The organism is Flavobacterium sp. GNP001, assembly GCF_054343775.1.
Genome location: NZ_JBTGUX010000013.1, coordinates 1 through 16,384, shown reverse-complemented (window position 1 = coordinate 16,384; position 16,384 = coordinate 1). Strand labels below are relative to the sequence as shown.

Here is a 16,384-nt window from a genome sequence, read left to right as displayed (position 1 = left end):
AAATGGACACATTAATTATTCCAACTGGCTTGTATGCTGTATTTGTATACAAAGGAGACGGAGCAACTGCACCCGCTTTTTTTGAATCGATTTTTAGCAGTTGGTTGCCAAATTCTATTTACGAATTGGCAGATCGTCCGCATTTTGAAATTCTTGGTGAAGAATATCAAAAAAACAATCCCAATTCTGAGGAGGAAGTATGGATTCCAATTCAATTTAAATAAGAGTTTACTTTATACAATTATTACTTTAAAAAGCAATGATTGAATATTGAAGCCGCTGTTCCTATTATTTATGCTAAATAGATAATACATTTGCAAAAATAAAAAGCTTAAATCAATGACAACTCATCTCGCATTACTCCGTGGTATTAATGTTTCCGGTCACAGTATGATAAAAATGGACTCGCTAAAAACGACTTTGGAAGCTATTGGTTTTCAAAATGTGCAAACCTATATTCAATCCGGAAATGTTTTTGTAGATACAGAGGAGGAAAATGCGGCTGCTGTTGGATTCAAAATTAAGCAGGAAATTTTTAAGGCTATTTGGTCATGAAGTACCTGTTGTGGTTATTGGTTCCGCTGATTTAGAAGCATGTTTCAAGAACAATCCTTTCTTGAAGGAAAAGGAAATTGATACTAAAAAATTGTATGTGGCATTTATTTCTACTACCCTTGCAAAGCACCAGTATGAATGATTTGAAAATTAGCCAATTCAAGCCAGACGAAGCCAGTATCGACGGCAATAAAATCTTTATAAAATATGCTGTTGGTGCGGGAAAAACGCGATTTGATCAAAAATACATCGAGAAAAAATTGAATGTAATAGCAACAATCCGCAATTGGAATACAGTCACGCAATTGCTAAAAATGTACGAGGAAAGATAATAAGGCTTTAAGGTTTGGTTTAACCGCTAATTTGCTAATTTTTTAATTGGGTTATCACCCATTTTAAATTTGCGAATTAGCGGTATTTTTTTAGAGTCAAAAGAACAATGTTTCAGAATCTATTTTTAACTTTTTTAACTTTAGAAAAAAATAATTTTAATTTTACGCAACCTTTTGCAAGAAGTAGTACCTAAAAATATATGTTTAAAATCTGATACATGAAAAAACTAATCATTCTTGTTGCTTTTTTTTCAATTTATTAAGTTCTTGTTCAAAGGGTGATGCTGTAATAACAGATAGTAGTGGTTATTATGGAAAATGGACTTTGATATGCAATGTCGGGTTCTATTCCAAATTCTGAAACTACTGGCGCAGCAATGGAATGGCAGGAATTTTATTTGTTCAATACTAACGGAACATTTACAAAATCCAGCGAAAGAAATTCGGTTAAAACTACCACTTTCGGGAACTTACACGACAACAACTCAATCTGACGGAACATCTTTTGAATTAACATATCCCAATGACAGCGTAATTATAGGCAGTTGTTACGGAAATCGTAAAGAAGGACTGTTTTTAGACACCAATAATTCCTTGTCCAGTACATGGAGTTATTGCGATGGTCCCTGTTAAAATATAAAAAGTTAATCATAAGTGGTTATTGTAAAAGCATTTTTCATAAAATTTAGTTCTGGTTAATTATAGAATGATAAAGCACTTTTGCTAAAGAGTAGTCTGAAGTTGAAAAACTTTTGATGCTCTTTTTCTATTATCTAGTCTAATAGTAGGATAAGTGCTTTCCAGCAATAAAAGTTGGAGGATAAGTACAAAAAAAATTATATTTACTTACAAATTAATGCAAATGCAAAACCTTACATTGAGGATGTAAAACCTCTAATATCTAGTGCTATGAATTTAAAACTTTCTTTTGTTTTTACGGTGTTTTTTGTTTGTGTTTCAATGGCGCAAAACGGAAATCCAAACGATTATTTATCGGCTCAGTTTCATAAAGAGCGAAGAGCGGCATTGCGTACCAAATTACCTCAAAATAGTGTTGCACTATTTTTTAGCAATCCCATTCGGAATCAGAGCTAATGATGTAGACTTTATTTTTCACCAAGATCCTGATTTTTATTATTTGACAGGATATAAAGAACCAAATGCAGTTTTAGTAGTCTTTTCGAACAATCAAGCCAACAAGTGATGGAAAGTCATTACAACGAATTGCTTATATGTTCAGGAGAAAAATCCAAGAGCGGAGCAATGGACAGGAGTGCGTTTAGGAACGGAAGGCGCCAAAAAAGAGCTGGGTTTTGAAAATGTATTTCAATGGGTCAGCGTTTTTAAATTCGGGGATTGATTATGCCAGTTTTGACACTGTTTTCTTTAAGGAATTTCAAGAGGATACCCGAAATTTGAAAAATGAAAAAGCGGATTTATACAAGTTAATTGGAGCGTTTCAAATCCCAAATCGGCTACAACGAAAAAGTGAAAGTCTCAAATGGATTCGAATATGCAAAAAGAAGTTAATGCTAAAAAAAGCGTCACTTTAAAAAAAGCAACAATAAATACCAAATCGATTTTGACGTATATGGCGAGTTTGCGAGAGAAGAAAACCAAAGAGGAGTTGGTTTTATTGACAAAAGCAGTTCGAATTTCGGCAATGGGACAACGTGAAATTATGAAAGCAATGCATCCGGGAATGTCTGAATCAGAAATACAGGGAATTCACGAATTTGTATACAAAAAATACGGTAGCGAGTTTGAGGGATATCCTTCAATAGTGGGCGCAGGGAACAACGGTTGCGTGTTACATTATATTGAAAACAGCAAAATGAAAGTCGAAAACGAATTGGTTCTAATGGATTTAGGGGCTGAATATCATGGCTACACGGCAGATGTTACCCGAACTATTCCTGCTAACGGAAAATTTTCTACGGAGCAAAAACTGATTTATGATTTGGTTTATGAAGCCCAAGAAGCGGGAATTGCTGCCGCGAAAATTGGAAATAGTTTCAATGCTCCTGATGCTGCGGCACGAAAAATAATCAGTGCCGGTTTAGTGAAACTAGGAATTGTTAAAAACAGAACAACGAATCCCGAAAATATTTTCCGCACGGAACCTCGCATCACATCGGGTTAGATGTTCACGACCCGGGTTTATATAACTGCCTTTGAAGCCGATATGGTAGTGACAGTTGAGCCTGGAATTTACATACCAATAGGAAGTGATTGCGATAAAAAATGGTGGGGAATTGCGGTACGAATCGAAGATGATATTCTGATTACTGCAAACGGCCCCGTAAACTTGTCGGCAGAAGCACCAAGAAAATCAGATGCAATTGAACAGCTTATGCAAGAAAAAAGTATGTTGGATGGATTTACGTTACCGACCTTAGATAATTAGGTAGAGTTGTTTTTGTTCACGATTTGTATTGAATTTTTTAATTTTGCTAATAATAATTTGGATAATGAAAGTATTGTTTGTTAAGTAAAAAAATAATAATGATAGCTTCCTCTCATTTATTAAAGTTTCCATAAAATAAAAAGGGTACAAAATTTATGGATTCTAAAATTTGTAATATTGTAGTCTTATTTTCTTTTCGCATCATTATAATCGAGCATTCCTAATGATGTAATACAAAAAATATCTAAAATTAAATTTTCAGAAATAAAGCATAAAAATACCTACAAAAATGATCAAACCTGAAAAATCCCTAAATGAAGAAGAAAGATTAAATCTACTTGAATCGTATGCAATTTTAGATACTTTGCCTGAGGAAGAGTATGATAATTTAACCTTGATCGCATCACAAATATGCAACACTCCCATTGCTTTTATTAGTTTTATCGATTCTGAAAGACAATGGTTTAAATCCGTGATGGGTTTAAATATGACAGAAGTAGAGCGTGATTTATCTATGTGTGGCCACGCCATAAATGATCCTTCTAATGTTATGGTTGTACCAGATACTAGAAATGACGTTCGGTTTTTTGACAATCCGGCAGTTACTGGTGAAGCAAACGTAGTTTTTTACGCGGGTGTACCACTCGTAAATGATAAGGGAATACCGCTAGGAACCTTGTGCGTTATAGATAACAAGCCCAAAACATTGACAGATGTCCAAATAGCTTCCTTAAAAGCATTGTCTCAACAAACGATGAAGTTATTAGAATTGCGACTGAATAAATTAAATCTAGAAAAAACTTTAGAAGCGTTAGAAAAAACGAATACAGAGTTGGAACGGTTTGCTTACATAGCAGCTCATGATCTCAAATCACCATTGGCGAACATAAGTGGATTAAGTGACCTTTTAATTTCTGATTATAGTGATGCAATGAATCAAGAAGGAAACGAAATATTAAACTTAATTAAGAGTTCTTCAGACAAGTTGAAAGAAATGATTGATAGCTTGCTTATTTTCAGTAAATCAATTACAATTGAAAAAGTAAAAACTAGTGTACTAAATATTTCAGTTTTAGAGCATGAATTGAGACAACTTTTTGCTTTTAATACTGAAGTTTCTATTGTTTTCAAATCGAATGTTACTGCTATAAATACTAATAAAACAGCTTTTGAACAGATGTTAATTAATTTAGTTTCAAACGCAATAAAATACAACGATAAAGAAAAAAAAACAAGTATCAACATTGAAATAATAGACAAGGAGAATTTCTATACCATCACCGTAAGCGATAATGGACCTGGAATATTAAAGGAAGACCAAGAATCTATTTTTGAGCTATTTGAGGTAGCAGCGGCAACAGATAAATTCGGAGATCGCGGAACTGGCATTGGTTTAGCTACAGTAAAAAAGTTAGTTGAAGCGCTTCATGGCACTATCAAAGTTGAGTCGGAAATGGGTATAGGAACAAAATTTATTATGACACTTGCACACTAATAAAAATGCGCAATTAGTGTTATTGACTTCCATAAATTTTAGGTTCAGGAAGTGGTAGTAAATCACAATACCAAAATCCATAATCAAAAGCATCAGTTGCACTAGTATCGCAAGCGGTATCTGAGGCGTCTTCTTTCGCGGGTTTTTCATATTTACGGTATACGACTTCTCCTATTTCAAGAAAGCTATTGTTTTTGAGAATATGGGCCCATCAAAAGTGAAAGTATGAAATTCGCCGTTTTCGCCACAAACATCAACATTTTCAGGTAAATCATTGATGAAATTTTGATCTATAACGCGACCAACAAAGCTTTTATCTAAATATCGTTCGTTTGCACAAACCACAATCGTTTTAAATCCTAAACTGATAAATTCTTGAATGAGTTCGTGAGTTGGGATCTTCCAAAGCGGAAAAATGCCTTCAAAACCTATTTCGGCTAATTTATCTTCACGGTATTTACGCAGATCTTCGAGGAAGATATCACCAAAAATAGAATGCGTGACACCTTGTTTTTTTAGTTTGGCCAATGTTTCGCGCATCACATTTTCATAGACTTCCATCGTGGGCATTACGGGAATTTGCATGATTTCAAGTGGTAATCCAATGCTTTCGGCCTGTTGTTGCAATAATTCCACTCGCACGCCGTGCATCGAAATACGCTGATACTGCTCGTTTACGCTGGTCAGTAAACAGGCAATTTCAATTTCTGGATTTTGTAGGGTTTTGTATAAGGCCAGCGCCGAATCTTTTCCGCTGCTCCAATTAAATAAGGCTTTCTTTTTCAATGTAATTATCTTCTGATTATCTGGAGGTAAACTTACAAAATTAGTCGGATTAGTTTGGGAAACCTTTGTAACTTTGGGAATCGCAGCATTAAACGCCATGAAATTCATGAAATACCTTCTTCTCTTAATATCTGCCAGTCACATTCGCGCCAACAAACCCAATCTGTCGATTTTAAAACGGTTCGGTGGACAGATAACAATTAATTCTAAGGCTAAATCTGTTAGCAGGAGCATGTCAGTTATTGGTTTTGATGTTTTGAAAGCTAGCAGACACCATTAAAATTGACGCGCAGAATATGGAGTTTTCTGGATTAGAAATTAGATCGGAAAACCGATTCAATTATACTACAAATGGAAAGCAAATTACAAATCGTATTTCACGTTTCAAAAAAGGAAAAAATAACGCTGACTTTTCACTATGTTGGCCAAGCCAAAGCAAGCCATGTATTTTGTTGGCTCAGAAGCAAAAGACAATGTGCAAATCTGGACGCAGGGGCAAGGAAAAAACACCAGTCAATTGGCTGCCGAGTTTTGATGATGTCAATGAGAAAGTGATTTTTAGTTTGGAAATAGTAGAATATGATTCAAAGACTATCAGGTAATTTCGAACGGAATTTTGAAAAGTAAGGTCAACACTTGATGCGACTGACCGGTATTGGCAGATACCAACATGCAAAAACCAATGAGTTCTTATTTATTGATGCTTGCCATCGGAAAATTTGAAAAAACCAGCCAAAAATCAAAATCAGGAATTTCCTTTAGAAATGTATTTGGAAACAAAAGACGCCACTAAAGTTGAACCAACTTATCGGGATTCTAAAACGGATGTTTGATTTTTTAGAAAAGGAAATAGGAGTGAAGTATCCTTGGGGAATTTACAAACAAGCGCCTGTTCGGGATTTCTTGTATGCCGGAATGGAAAACACATCGGCAACACTTTTCAACACGCGTTATGTGGTCGATTCTACAGGTTTTGAGGACAGAAGTTACACGAATGTCAATGCACATGAATTAGCCCATCAGTGGTTTGGGAATTTAGTCACTGCCGAAAGCGGAAAACACCATTGGTTGCAGGAGGGTTTCGCAACCTATTATGCGTTGCTGGCCGAAAAGGAAATCTATGGTGAAGATCATTTTTATTCCAAATTATACGAGACGGCTTCAACAACTGAAATTTGCTTCCCGAACGGATACCATTCCAGTTTTGAATGCCAAAGCCAGTTCGCTGACTTTCTATCAAAAAGGCGCATGGGCACTTTTTGTTTTACACGAAAGAAATAGGAGATAAGGCGTTTAAAAAAGCGGTATCAAACTATTTGAAAAAACATGCATTTCAGAATGTGAATACCCCAGGATTTCTTTGCTGAAATCGAAAAAAGTATCGAGACTATGATTTGGATAGTTTTAGTAAAGTATGGCTTGAAACTACCGTTTTCAATACGCAACAAGCCAATAGGTTATTGCTTAAAAATAAAGCGATTCAGCTGCTGTTTGAAGTTGAAAAATTAAAAAACAAGCCGTTGTCAGAGAAAAGAGGATTTTCTGGAAAAAACAATGCAATCTGACGTTTATTTTTCGGTAAAAGAAGCGATTCTGAATCAATTGAAAAATGAAAAATGGGAAGATAAAAAGAGTCTTTTTATTTTAGCTTTAGAAACTAAAAATGTGCAATTGCGCCAAACATGTTGCTAGCAGCATTGAATGAAATTCCGGAGAGTTTCAGAACGCAATATGAAACTTTATTAGACGATAAATCATATCAAACACAAGAACTGGCGCTGTATAATTTATGGAATAATTTTCCAGAGCAACGCAGTCAGTATTTGGATAAATCAAAAAATTGGATAGGTTTCAATGATTATAATTTGCGGACCTTATGGCTGACTTTAGCACTTTCGACACCAAATTACCCGCATGACAGAGCAAGCTTTGGAAACCGAATTAATACACTATTCATCCATAAATTATGAGGCGAATACCAGGCAAAATGCTTTAGAGAAATTACTCGCTTTCAAAATGACAAATGACGTTGTTTTGAAAAATCTCGTAAATGCTACCACGCATCACATGTGGCAATTCACGAAATTTGGTAGAGATAACTTAAGAAAATTATTGATAAACCCGGAAATGAGAGTTTCTTTGGAAAGAATAGTTCCTGATTTAAATGAGGCGGAACAGTTTCAATTGAATCGGTTGTTGAAGGAATAAGTCGGAAATCAACAGGGATTTAAAAACGCAAATTCACTAATTTCAAACGATAATTCTATGTTAGAAATTAGTGAATTTGAGCATTTTCTATGGCTGTACAATGTTTTACCACAATCAGCCCCACTTCGTTTTTGATGTAGGCTAAAGCAGCGTTGCTAGGCGATTGTTTTTCCATCAAATCGCTTAAAACTACTTCACGCAATTTATCGGCATTGTCAACACGATCACTCATATTCGCTTTTCGAATCATTTGGATTGTAGCATTTTTTGCCGTGACAATAATTGTCCAACATTCATCTGACATGTAGATTTGTTGGGTCAAATTGTGTTCAAATTCTTGTTCGACATGCGCAATTATCATGATTTTCGTAATCGTTTTTATCGTTAGAAATCGGAGCAATCCGAATCAATAACTTAGTGGGATTAATGCGTTCCAAGTACAGATGACATACGCTCATAAGCCTGTAAGCGCAGTGGTAAGGCCTCTTTTTGAGCCTCTTTGTTTAGTAAACAACCAGCGTCTTGCCTTCTTGCTGATCTTTGGAATGGAGAGTCAAATAAATAGTAGGCTACAAGCCGCCAGTGACAATTGCCGGTAAGCGTGTAAGCTGAGTAATTCTATGATTTTTGTAGAATCCATGTTTATTATGAAAATTATAGGAGCAAAAATATACTTTTTTGACTACAAATCAATTTCTATTTTACTAGCAATAAATCAATACCGAATAGTATTTTTGCCAATCACAACGAGACAACTGAAAATGCAATAGTTTATAATGGAAACCTACATATTAGTTTTACTTTGTTTGGCTGCCTTTGCGGCAGGATTTATTGATGCTATTGTTGGCGGAGGAGGGTTGATACAAACTCCCATGGGATTGATTTTATTGCCTAATCTTGCCTGTTTCAACCGTAATAGGAACCCTGAAAGTTCCTGCTTTTAGTGGGACATCTTTTGCAGCGTATCAGTATCTTGAAAAAGGTAGATATGAACTGGAGACTGCTTGCTCGATCATGATGCTTTTGGCCTTTCCTTCGGCATTTTTAGGCTCTACTTTGTTGACGTATGTGAGCAATGATTTCATGAAACCGTTATTGCTGGTTGTTCTTTCTTTTTTAGTGATTTATACCTACGCCAAGAAAAATTTTGGGCAACACATTGAAAAGAATCATTCCTCCAAGAACTCAAATTTGGAATGCGATTGCAATCAGTTTCGTAGTTGGTTTGTATGATGGGTTTATTGGTCCAGGAACCGGGAAGTTTTTTGGTAGTGGCTTTTATAGCCATCATGGGATTCGATTTTTTGCACGCTTCCGCAAATGCCAAAATGGTGAACTCTGTCGACTAATTTTGGCTCCATTTGCCTTTTTATGTTGAAAGGCAAAATCATTTGGGCTGATTGCCATTGCCAATGGCTGCTCAGCAATGCTTTGGGCGGTTGGATTGGGGCCAAACTGGCCATCAATAAAGGAAATAGTTTTATCCGAATTTTCTTTTTGGTCGTGGTTGTGGGGACTTTAATCCGTTTTGCATACGATGTCTTTTTTAAAGATTAGCAACTTTGTCTAATGGCTTTCTAGCAAGTGAGTTTTTGGTTAAATCAGAACTCATTATGATTGTAATTTAAACCTGTTTTCTAAATCTTAAATTCTTATTTTTGCATAATAAATTTTAAATTTCTCCATGCATAAATATATCGATCAACTCAACGAAGCCCAACGTGAACCTGTTCTTCAAAAAGACGGGCCAATGATTATCATCGCTGGTGCGGGCTCCGGGAAAACGCGTGTGTTGACTATAAGAATTGCTTACTTGATGAATCAGGGCGTTGATGCCTTCAATATTTTATCGCTTACGTTTACCAATAAAGCGGCACGGGAAATGAAAACCCGAATCTCCCAAATTGTAGGGGCAAGTGAGGCCAAAAACCTTTGGATGGGGACATTTCACTCGGTTTTTGCCAGAATTTTACGTTCCGAAGCCGATCATTTGGGCTATCCTTCGAATTTTACGATTTATGACTCCCAGGATTCATTGCGTTGTATCTCCGGGATTATCAAAGAAATGCAACTCGATCAGAGATGTCTATAAACCAAAACAGGTTTTAAGCAGAATTTCCAGTTATAAAAACAGCTTGATTACCGTAAAAGCCTATTTTAATAATCCTGAATTACAAGAAGCGGATGCAATGGCTAAGAAGCCAAGATTGGGAGAAATTTATCAAAATTATGTTGATAAATGCTTTAAATCAGGCGCGATGGATTTTGATGATTTGTTGTTGAAAACCAATGAATTATTGACTCGTTTTCCAGAAGTTTTGGCTAAATACCAAAACCGTTTCCGTTATATATTGGTAGATGAGTACCAAGATACAAACCACTCTCAATATTTGATTGTCCGTGCATTGTCAGATAAATTTCAGAATATTTGCGTGGTGGGTGATGATGCGCAAAGTATTTACGCGTTTCGTGGTGCGAATATCAATAACATTTTGAATTTTCAGAAAGATTATGAAGGCGTGAAAACCTTTAGACTGGAACAAAATTACCGTTCGACAAAAAACATAGTAGAAGCAGCAAATACCATTATCGATAAGAATAAGGTAAAGCTAGATAAAATAGTTTGGACTGCGAATGATTTTGGTCCAAAAATAAAAGTGCACCGCAGCATGACCGATGCCGAGGAAGGGCGTTTTGTAGCCAGCACTATTTTCGAACAAAAAATGCAAAACCAGCTTAGTAACGGTTCTTTTGCAATTTTATATCGTACCAATGCGCAATCCCGTGCGATGGAAGATGCGCTTAGAAAAAGAGATATTCCGTATCGCATTTATGGTGGTTTATCATTTTATCAAAGGAAAGAAATTAAGGATGTATTGTGTTACTTACGATTGGTTATCAATCCAAAAGATGAAGAAGCTTTGGTGCGTGTAATCAATTATCCAGCTCGTGGAATTGGAGATACAACAGTCGAGAAACTTACGATTGCTGCCAATCACTACAAACGTTCTATCTGGGAAGTGATGCAAAATATTGATAAAATTGACTTAAAACTGAATTCGGGAACCAAACAAAAATTGCAAGATTTTGTAACGATGATTCAGAGTTTTCAGGTTATTGATCAAAATCAAGATGCGTTTTATATCACCGATCACGTTGCTAAAAAAACCGGATTAGTACAAGAATTAAAGAAAGATGCTACTCCGGAAGGAATGGCAAAGATTCAAAATATAGAGGAATTACTTGAACGGTATCAAAGATTTTACCGAAGGTCAAAAAGAAATCGATGGTGCTCGTGGCGCCTTGTCTGAGTTTATGGAAGATGTGGCTTTAGCAACAGATTTGGATAAAGACACCAGTGATGAAGACCGCGTGGCATTAATGACGATTCACCTGGCAAAAGGATTGGAATTCCCTCATGTTTTTGTGGTGGGAATGGAAGAAGATTTGTTCCCGAGTGCAATGAGTATGAGTACGAGAAGTGAACTCGAAGAAGAGCGTCGTTTGTTCTATGTGGCTTTGACGCGTGCGGAGCATCAGGCGTATTTGACGTATGCACAATCGCGTTACCGTTGGGGGAAATTGACTGATAGTGAACCTTCCAGATTTATTGAGGAAATTGATGCACAGTATTTAGAATATCTAACTCCGGCTGAGTCAAATTATAGGTATAAACCAATGATTGACAGTGATATTTTTGGAGATGTAGATAAATCCAAATTGCGTCTGGCAAAACCAGCTAATGGGACGCCACCGACCAAATATAGTTCAGATAATGAACCCAAATCGGATATAAATATTCGTAAATTGAAACCTGTTAGCAGTAACGCTGCAGCTAGCGGGAGTGCAAATTTGTTTGATAATAAATTAGTAGCCGGAAATATTGTAATGCACGAACGTTTTGGTAAAGGCGAAGTTTTGAACCTTGAAGGAGTGGGAGCAGATAAAAAAGCCGAAATCAAATTTGAGGTTGGTGGAATAAAGAAATTATTGTTACGCTTTGCAAAACTGGATATTATTGGATAAAAAAGTTTAAAGTTGTTGAAGAACTGTAGAACCTGAAACTTTAAATCTAAAACTTTAAACTAAAAAAAATGGCTCAATTTATAAAAATATACGAAGACAAACCTAATGAAGCGGCAATTGCCAAAGTAGTGAAGGTTTTAAAAGACGGTGGGTTAGTTATTTATCCAACCGATACCGTTTATGGTTTGGGATGTGATATTACCAATACCAAAGCTTTGGAACGAATTGCAAAGATTAAAGGGATAAAGCTGGAAAAAGCTAATTTTTCCTTTATTTGTCACGATTTGAGTAATATATCTGATTATGTAAGACAGATTGACACAGCTACTTTTAAACTATTAAAAAGAGCTTTGCCTGGACCTTATACGTTTATTTTACCTGAAAAATAATAATTTGCCTAAGGAATTCAAAAAGAAAACTACTGTCGGAATTAGGGTTCCAGATAATGCCATAGCATTAGAAATTGTGAAGTTACTAGGGAATCCAATAGTTTCCACTTCCATTCACGATGAAGATGATGTGATTGAATATACGACTGATCCGGAACTCATATTTGAGAAATGGCAAAACCTTGTCGATATGGTTATTGATGGCGGTTATGGTGATAATATGGGATCAACGATTATTGATTTATCGGGAGATGAACCTATTGTGGTTAGAGAAGGTAAGGGAAGTTTGGATATATTGTAAAATTTAAATCTTTGGCAAAATATTTGCTTCTATTATATAAATTTTTATATTTACCTAGAATTTACATTGCATTAACTACTAAAATCATAGCATGTTATTCTTAATTATATTTAATTGGTTGTTAAAGAACAATTGAGGATACATAAAAGCAGGTTTTACGACCTGCTTTTTTTGTTACTATATTGGTCGAGTTTAAATAATTGTATAATTTAAAAAAAAAATAAGCATAAAAAACGCCTCAATTTTGAGGCGTTTATTTTTGAATATAAAGAAAAAATTATGGTCTTTGTTTTTTCATCTCTTTTTCAATCATTTCATAAAACTGATCGATTTTAGGTAAAACAACAATACGAGTTCTTCTGTTACGAGCTCTATTTTCAGCTGAATCATTAGCTACTAAAGGAATGTATGAACTTCTTCCTGCTGCAATCAATTGCTCTGGTTTAACACCTAATTGAGTTGTTAATACACGAATGATAGAAGTAGAACGTTTCACACTTAAATCCCAGTTGTCTAATAAAATACCTGAACCATTATAAGGAACATTATCAGTATGACCTTCAACCATACATTCAAAATCTGGTTTATCATTTACTACTTTAGCCACTTTTGCTAAAACACCTTTTGCCTTATCAGTTACATCGTAACTTCCCGTTTTAAACAACAATTTATCAGCAATAGATATAAATACAACTCCTTTTTCAACATTTATTTCGATATCTGGATCAGAGATTCCTACAGCGCTTTTCAAACTAGTAACTACAGCAAGTGTTACGCTGTCTTTCTTAGTTAAAGCATCTTGCATTCTGCTGATTTTTAAATCTTTCTCTTTGATAGATTCTAAAGCTTTTTCAATATTTTCTGCTCCTTTTGTAGACAAGATAGTCATGTCTTTAGAAGTGCTTATTAATCCTTGGTTTTGTTCTTTTAAAAGAGACGCTGTAGCAGAAAGTGCTGCTTTTTCTTCTTCTAAACAAGCATTTAATTTTACTGTTGCAGTATTTAACAAGTCTTGAGTTTCTTTATTTCTAGCTTCTAAATCAGTGTATTTCTTTTTAGAAACACATGAAGTCAATAGTGCTAATACAGATAAGGCAATTACTATTTTTTTCATAAATGGTATTAATTTAATTAAATGTTAAAGACAAAGTTACTTTTTTATATTTGTTTTGTTCTAAATAAATCGTTAAAAACAACGATTTTCTTAATAAAATAGATGTAAACGATACTTTTTGTGTGATAGTATTTTTGTTCTTGAAATTTTGTTCTTTTTTTATAATGAACTAAAAATAGTTTATAAAAAGAAAAATGTGCTTTCAATATTGCTACAAAATGATTGAATTTTCCTTTCATAAGAAATTGTATTCCAGCAATTCCATCCAGAACCATTCTGCCTAAAAGAATTGGATACAATTTATTTTTAGGAAGGTTTTTTGTCAGCATCAATAAGGAGTTTCTAAAATTCAAAAACGTTTTCTTCGGATTTCCTTGTTGTAAAGTAGCTCCGCCTACGTGATACACAACTGATTCTGAAATATATTTTATTTTATATCCTTTATTAATGGCACGCCAACACAAATCAATTTCTTCTTGGTGTGCAAAAAAAACATCATCAAAACCCTTTAATTCTTTATAAACGGCGCTTCTAATAAAAAAACAAGCTCCGGTTGCCCAAAATATTTCGCAGTTATCATCGTACTGTCCGTTATCTTTTTCTAAAGTGTCAAAAATACGACCACGACAATATGGATATCCGTATTGATCTATAAAACCACCGGCAGCACCAGCATATTCAAAGTATTCTTTATTTTTGAAATCCAGTATTTTAGGTTGAATTATAGCGGTTTTTGGTTCATTTTCGAACGTTTTAAGAATGGGTTGTAACCAATTCTCAGTCACTTCAATATCAGAGTTTATTAACGCATATAAATCAGCCTCAATATGCTTTAAAGCTTGGTTGTATCCGTCTGCAAATCCTAAATTAGTATCGTTGTTTACAATTTTAACTGTAGGAAAAAAAGCTTTCACATAAGAAACAGAATCATCTGTAGAAGCATTATCTGCTACATAAACTGTGGCTTCCGGAGAATATTTTAGCACTGAAGGCAAAAAATTTTCTAACAATAAAATTCCATTCCAATTCAGGATGACAACAGCTATTTTCATTTAGATTATTTGATTATACAATTTTATACATTGGCAATTCAGGGAGGAATTGATATTTTTCATTTTCAAAATCCATTTGACAAAAGTAATGATTCAATCCATTGGTTACCATCAAAAATTCGGACTTCATTGTCATATTGTACCTTGCAATTTGGTCGAAAGTTGTTTGTGCAATTTTTACTTCAGGTGCTTTGCATTCAATTAAAATGAAAATAGAACCATCAGAATTGAAAACCACGACATCGTATCTTTTGCGTAAGCCATTGACTTTTAAAACTTTCTCTACATTAATCAATGATTTTGGGTATTTTTTTTCTTCCAATAAAAATTGGACTACATGCTGACGAACCCATTCTTCGGGAGTAAGAATGATAAATTTTTTCCTGATTTCATCAAAAATGGAGACTTTATTTTCGCTATTTTTGAAACGAAAATTATAAAGCTGAAAATTTAGTTTTTGCATAAAGCAAAAGTATTAAATAAGTTTAAAATTTAGGGTTTAAAAGTTTCATTCGAAGCAACAAACTTTAAACTTCAAACTTTAAACAAAAAAGAATGGACGAGGTCATAAAAATTGTAAATGATATAAAAAGCGGGAACATTAAACCAATCTATTTTTTGATGGGTGAAGAACCATATTATATTGACAAACTTTCAGATTATATTGAGGAAAAAGTGTTGTCTGAAGAAGAAAAAGGCTTCAATCAAACCGTTTTATACGGAAGAGATGTTTCTATAGAAGATATCATTTCGACTGCAAAACGCTATCCAATGATGGCGGAACGTCAAGTGGTTATTGTTAAAGAAGCCCAAGATTTAATCAGAACCATAGATAAACTGGAAAGTTACGCTGAAAACCCAATGGCAACAACAGTTTTAGTTTTTTGTTATAAATACAAAACGCTTGATAAACGTAAAAAAGTAACCAAACTGTTAGCCAAAAACGGTATCGTTTATGAAAGCAAGAAACTATATGAAAACCAGGTAGGAGAGTGGATTAAGCGCGTTTTATCCGGTAAAAAATATTCGATTGAGCCTAAAGCAAATGCCATGTTGGTAGAATTTCTTGGGACAGATTTAAGTAAAATAAACAATGAATTAGAAAAATTACAAATCATTCTTCCGGTTGGAAGCACTATAACTCCCAAACACATCGAGGAAAATATAGGTTTCAGTAAGGATTTTAATGTATTTGAATTGCGAAAAGCTCTTGGCGAACGCAACCAATTAAAAGCTTATACCATTGCTGAAAACTTTGCTCAAAATCCAAAAGACAATCCAATGGTGGTAACTACAAGTCTGGTTTTTGGTTTTTTTATCCAATTACTGAAATACCACGGTTTGAAAGACAGAAATCTAAAAAATGTATCGGCTGTATTAGGCGTAAATCCATTTTTTTTGAAAGAATATGATGTGGCTTTGAAAAACTATCCAATGAAAAAAGTAAGTCAAATTGTAGGTGCTTTAAGAGATATTGATGTAAAAAGTAAAGGAGTTGGCGCAAATGCAATGTCTCAATCTGATTTGTTACGAGAAATGCTTTATAAAATATTTAATTAAAGGACAAAAATTTCCGATATTTGCACTCCCGTTCCGACGATTCGGAATTGGATTATTAAAAATAAATACCACAATTATGGGAATGAATAAAAATACTATTTTAGGTTGGGCTACTTTGATAATGATTGTAATGGGTTTATTGCTTATCGCATTAGGTGA

At 34.5% G+C, this 16,384-nt stretch carries 18 protein-coding genes and 7 pseudogenes; 19 read left to right on the top strand and 6 right to left on the bottom strand.

Going from position 1 to position 16,384, the window contains the following annotated elements; all coding sequences use genetic code 11:
• From ACXX8U_RS15055 to ACXX8U_RS15015, 9 genes and pseudogenes are all read left to right on the top strand, one after another.
• A partial coding sequence (locus ACXX8U_RS15055) for a GyrI-like domain-containing protein (protein WP_458566554.1) occupies positions 1-224 on the top strand: 224 nt, incomplete at its 5' end.
• Positions 225-339: 115 nt separating this feature from the next.
• The gene (locus ACXX8U_RS15050) at positions 340-555 is read left to right on the top strand and encodes a DUF1697 domain-containing protein (protein ID WP_458566553.1); all 216 of its coding nucleotides are present in this window, start codon (positions 340-342) and stop codon (positions 553-555) included.
• Entirely contained in the window at positions 497-697 is a 201-nt protein-coding gene (locus ACXX8U_RS15045) for a DUF1697 domain-containing protein (protein WP_458566552.1), read from the top strand. Before ACXX8U_RS15050 ends, ACXX8U_RS15045 begins: the two co-directional genes overlap by 59 nt.
• Positions 651-887 (top strand): hypothetical protein, encoded by a 237-nt coding sequence (locus tag ACXX8U_RS15040; protein WP_458566555.1) that lies wholly within the window; start codon positions 651-653, stop codon positions 885-887. Before ACXX8U_RS15045 ends, ACXX8U_RS15040 begins: the two co-directional genes overlap by 47 nt.
• 330 nt (positions 888-1,217) lie before the next feature.
• Complete coding sequence (locus tag ACXX8U_RS15035; protein ID WP_458566551.1) at positions 1,218-1,520, top strand: hypothetical protein; 303 nt, start codon at positions 1,218-1,220, stop codon at positions 1,518-1,520.
• Between the two features lie 276 nt (positions 1,521-1,796).
• Complete coding sequence (locus ACXX8U_RS15030; RefSeq protein ID WP_458566550.1) at positions 1,797-1,982, top strand: hypothetical protein; 186 nt, start codon at positions 1,797-1,799, stop codon at positions 1,980-1,982.
• Positions 1,939-2,247 (top strand): annotated as a pseudogene (locus ACXX8U_RS15025) (aminopeptidase P N-terminal domain-containing protein). The gene ACXX8U_RS15030 and the pseudogene ACXX8U_RS15025 overlap by 44 nt, the downstream one beginning before the upstream one ends.
• A gap of 141 nt (positions 2,248-2,388) precedes the next feature.
• Positions 2,389-3,294: pseudogene (locus tag ACXX8U_RS15020) on the top strand (M24 family metallopeptidase).
• Positions 3,295-3,583: 289 nt separating this feature from the next.
• Positions 3,584-4,789: a sensor histidine kinase gene (locus tag ACXX8U_RS15015; RefSeq protein ID WP_458566549.1), complete on the top strand. Its 1,206-nt coding sequence runs from the start codon at positions 3,584-3,586 to the stop codon at positions 4,787-4,789.
• A 19-nt stretch (positions 4,790-4,808) separates the two neighbouring features.
• On the opposite strand, the pseudogene ACXX8U_RS15010 reads toward ACXX8U_RS15015, so the two are convergent.
• Positions 4,809-5,575, bottom strand: a pseudogene (locus ACXX8U_RS15010) (Dph6-related ATP pyrophosphatase).
• Positions 5,576-5,871: 296 nt separating this feature from the next.
• Here ACXX8U_RS15010 and ACXX8U_RS15005 point away from each other — a divergent pair.
• The 4 genes from ACXX8U_RS15005 to ACXX8U_RS14990 all read left to right on the top strand — a co-directional run bounded on the left by ACXX8U_RS15005 (position 5,872) and on the right by ACXX8U_RS14990 (position 7,783).
• Positions 5,872-6,177, top strand: coding sequence for a hypothetical protein (locus ACXX8U_RS15005; RefSeq protein WP_458566548.1), 306 nt, complete (start codon positions 5,872-5,874; stop codon positions 6,175-6,177).
• A gap of 223 nt (positions 6,178-6,400) precedes the next feature.
• Entirely contained in the window at positions 6,401-6,856 is a 456-nt protein-coding gene (locus ACXX8U_RS15000; protein WP_458566547.1) for a M1 family aminopeptidase, read from the top strand.
• A 401-nt stretch (positions 6,857-7,257) separates the two neighbouring features.
• Positions 7,258-7,545 carry a hypothetical protein gene (locus ACXX8U_RS14995; protein ID WP_458566546.1) on the top strand — a complete coding sequence of 96 codons (288 nt, stop codon included), beginning with the start codon at positions 7,258-7,260 and terminating at the stop codon, positions 7,543-7,545.
• 46 nt (positions 7,546-7,591) lie between these two features.
• Entirely contained in the window at positions 7,592-7,783 is a 192-nt protein-coding gene (locus ACXX8U_RS14990) for a hypothetical protein (RefSeq protein WP_458566545.1), read from the top strand.
• 67 nt (positions 7,784-7,850) lie between these two features.
• Here ACXX8U_RS14990 and ACXX8U_RS14985 read toward each other — a convergent pair whose 3' ends face one another.
• Positions 7,851-8,144 (bottom strand): DUF7935 family protein, encoded by a 294-nt coding sequence (locus ACXX8U_RS14985; protein ID WP_458566544.1) that lies wholly within the window; start codon positions 8,142-8,144, stop codon positions 7,851-7,853.
• A 62-nt stretch (positions 8,145-8,206) separates the two neighbouring features.
• Positions 8,207-8,302 (bottom strand): annotated as a pseudogene (locus ACXX8U_RS14980) (hypothetical protein); the annotation flags it as partial.
• 378 nt (positions 8,303-8,680) lie between these two features.
• Between ACXX8U_RS14980 and ACXX8U_RS14975 the strand changes: the two are divergent.
• From ACXX8U_RS14975 to ACXX8U_RS14960, 4 genes and pseudogenes are all read left to right on the top strand, one after another.
• Positions 8,681-9,016, top strand: a complete 336-nt coding sequence (locus ACXX8U_RS14975; protein ID WP_458566543.1) for a TSUP family transporter — start codon at positions 8,681-8,683, stop codon at positions 9,014-9,016.
• Between the two features lie 138 nt (positions 9,017-9,154).
• Positions 9,155-9,340, top strand: coding sequence for a hypothetical protein (locus ACXX8U_RS14970; RefSeq protein WP_458566542.1), 186 nt, complete (start codon positions 9,155-9,157; stop codon positions 9,338-9,340).
• 127 nt (positions 9,341-9,467) lie between these two features.
• Positions 9,468-11,809, top strand: a pseudogene (locus ACXX8U_RS14965) (ATP-dependent helicase).
• A 68-nt stretch (positions 11,810-11,877) separates the two neighbouring features.
• Positions 11,878-12,499: pseudogene (locus ACXX8U_RS14960) on the top strand (L-threonylcarbamoyladenylate synthase).
• Positions 12,500-12,776: 277 nt separating this feature from the next.
• On the opposite strand, the gene ACXX8U_RS14955 reads toward ACXX8U_RS14960, so the two are convergent.
• From ACXX8U_RS14955 to ACXX8U_RS14945, 3 genes are read right to left on the bottom strand one after another with little or no spacing between them, the layout of a single operon-like run.
• The gene (locus ACXX8U_RS14955) at positions 12,777-13,613 is read right to left on the bottom strand and encodes an OmpA/MotB family protein (RefSeq protein ID WP_458566541.1); all 837 of its coding nucleotides are present in this window, start codon (positions 13,611-13,613) and stop codon (positions 12,777-12,779) included.
• Between the two features lie 44 nt (positions 13,614-13,657).
• On the bottom strand, positions 13,658-14,665 hold the full coding sequence (locus ACXX8U_RS14950) for a glycosyltransferase family 2 protein (RefSeq protein ID WP_458553575.1): 1,008 nt from the start codon (positions 14,663-14,665) through the stop codon (positions 13,658-13,660).
• A 13-nt stretch (positions 14,666-14,678) separates the two neighbouring features.
• Positions 14,679-15,128 carry a type I restriction enzyme HsdR N-terminal domain-containing protein gene (locus ACXX8U_RS14945; protein WP_282717738.1) on the bottom strand — a complete coding sequence of 150 codons (450 nt, stop codon included), beginning with the start codon at positions 15,126-15,128 and terminating at the stop codon, positions 14,679-14,681.
• Between the two features lie 92 nt (positions 15,129-15,220).
• On the opposite strand from ACXX8U_RS14945, the gene holA reads away from it, so the two are divergent.
• Together holA and ACXX8U_RS14935 are read left to right on the top strand one after the other, a co-directional pair.
• Positions 15,221-16,225: a DNA polymerase III subunit delta gene (gene holA / locus ACXX8U_RS14940; RefSeq protein ID WP_458553574.1), complete on the top strand. Its 1,005-nt coding sequence runs from the start codon at positions 15,221-15,223 to the stop codon at positions 16,223-16,225.
• A gap of 76 nt (positions 16,226-16,301) precedes the next feature.
• Positions 16,302-16,384 (top strand): annotated as a pseudogene (locus tag ACXX8U_RS14935) (CAL67264 family membrane protein); the annotation flags it as partial.